The organism is Actinoplanes sp. NPDC048791, from assembly GCF_040650095.1.
Classification (GTDB): domain Bacteria; phylum Actinomycetota; class Actinomycetes; order Mycobacteriales; family Micromonosporaceae; genus Actinoplanes.
The window spans coordinates 1-1,784 of sequence record NZ_JBEZGQ010001391.1; the positions used below are offsets into that span (position 1 = coordinate 1).

2 protein-coding genes and 1 pseudogene are annotated in these 1,784 nt (G+C 72.9%); all 3 read left to right on the plus strand.

Annotation, left to right across the window (positions count from 1 at the left end; genetic code table 11):
- Window positions 1-116: 116 nt before the first annotated feature.
- Complete coding sequence (locus tag AB0C29_RS46640; protein ID WP_360834580.1) at window positions 117-1,082, plus strand: ABC transporter permease; 966 nt, start codon at window positions 117-119, stop codon at window positions 1,080-1,082.
- Window positions 1,079-1,702: an ABC transporter permease subunit gene (locus tag AB0C29_RS46645; protein WP_360834581.1), complete on the plus strand. Its 624-nt coding sequence runs from the start codon at window positions 1,079-1,081 to the stop codon at window positions 1,700-1,702. Before AB0C29_RS46640 ends, AB0C29_RS46645 begins: the two co-directional genes overlap by 4 nt.
- Window positions 1,645-1,784, plus strand: a pseudogene (locus AB0C29_RS46650) (ABC transporter permease); the annotation flags it as partial. The gene AB0C29_RS46645 and the pseudogene AB0C29_RS46650, both read left to right, overlap by 58 nt.

Here is a 1,784-nt window from a genome sequence, read left to right on the forward strand (position 1 = left end):
CTGGAACTCGGCGACGTCATCCTCACCATGCGCGACGGCCGGGTGGTCGACACTTACCAAGGCGGGGCGGACGGGGCGGTGCTCATGCGGGACATGACCGAGGGGAAGGACGCGGCATGATGAGCCTCCTGGCCTCGCCACCGGCCGCCGCGGCCCGGGTACGGCGGGCGCGGCCCGGCTCGCTGGCCGTGGCGCTGGCCGTCCTCGTGGTGGTGCTGCTGCCGGTCGCCGTCACCACGGAACGCTTCCTCACCCTGGGCAACGCCCGCGCCATCCTGGCCTCGGCCGCGCTGGTCGGCATCACCGCCATCGGGGCGACGCTGGTGATGATCGCCGGGTCGGCGGTCTCGATGGCGGCCTCGCAGACGGCGACGGTCGTGGCCATGGTCTTCCTCGCGACACTGGACCAGGGTCTGCTCGTGGCCACGCTGCTGGCCCTGCTCGGCGGCGTCGTCCTCACCGCCGTCCAGGGCCTCGCGGTCGGCTACTGGGAGGCCAACCCGATCGTGCTGACCATCGCCGCCGGGTTCGCGATCGGCGGCGGCGCGATCTGGTTCAGCGGCGGCACCCCGGTCAGCGCCGCGTCCGGCGGCTACGACGTCCTCAACGCGACGCCGCTGGGGCTGCCGCTCGCGGTCTACGTCCTGCTGGTGCTGGCCGTGCTGGCCGAGTGGATCCTGCGGCGCACCACCGCCGGGCGGCAGCTGTACCTGGTCGGGGAGAACCGCGCCGCGGCCCGGGCAGCCGGCCTGCCGGTGGGCCGGGTGACGGTGGTCGCCTGGGCGTTCTTCGGCCTGTGTCTGGCCGTCACCGGTGTCTTCCTGGCCGCTTTCAACACCAGTGCCACCACCAACCTGGCCGGGACGCTCACGCTGGATGCCATCGCCGCGGTCCTGGTCGGCGGCACCGCCATCGCCGGCGGGAAGGGCTCGGCGCTGCGCACGCTCGGCGGGGCCGTGCTGATCTCGGTCATCTCCGACGTCCTGCTCCTGCGCGGCTACTCGACCGGGGTGCAGATCCTGGTGAAGGGAATCCTCGTGCTCGCTGTCGTGGTCCTCGTCCATGTCCGGGGCCGGCGATGAGGCCCGCGCTGAGGCAGGAGCGGATCGTCCCCGCGGCCGCGTTGGTGCTGGTGGTGGTCGCGTTCGTGCTCACACCGCTGGGCACCGGCCTGCCGCTGACGACGTTCGACGTCTACAACGCCCTGCAGGGCTTCGCCCAGATCGGGCTGCTCGCGCTGGCCGTCGGCCTCACGATGATCGCCGGCGAGTTCGACCTGTCGGTGGTGGGCACCTACGCCGTCGGCGGGATGATCGCCGTGCAGGCCGGCCAGTCCTCGGCGGTGCTGGGGCTGCTGGTGGCGGTCGCGGTCGGTGCCGCGGTCGGAGCCGTCCAGGGCGCGCTGATCGCCTGGCTGCGGGTGCCGTCGGTGCCGGTGACGCTGGCCGCCTACATCGCGCTGCTCGGGCTCGCGTACGCGATCTCCGGTGGTCTCAGCGTCACCTTCACCAACCGGGCCGCGACCCTCTGGGTCGACCACACGATTGCCGGCGTCTTCTCTCCACGAAGTCTGGTCACGCTGGCCGCTTCGTGCTCGTGGCGGTCGTGCTCGGCGGCACCCGGCTCGGTGCGGAACTGCGCGCGATCGGCGGCGACCGCCGGGCCAGCCGGGTCGCCGGTGTCCGGGTCGAACGCAAGCTGATGCTGCTGTTCACCACCTCGGGCATGCTCGCGGCCCTCGGCGGCGCGCTGCTGAGCTTCGGCTTCGCCTCGGCGAATCCCGA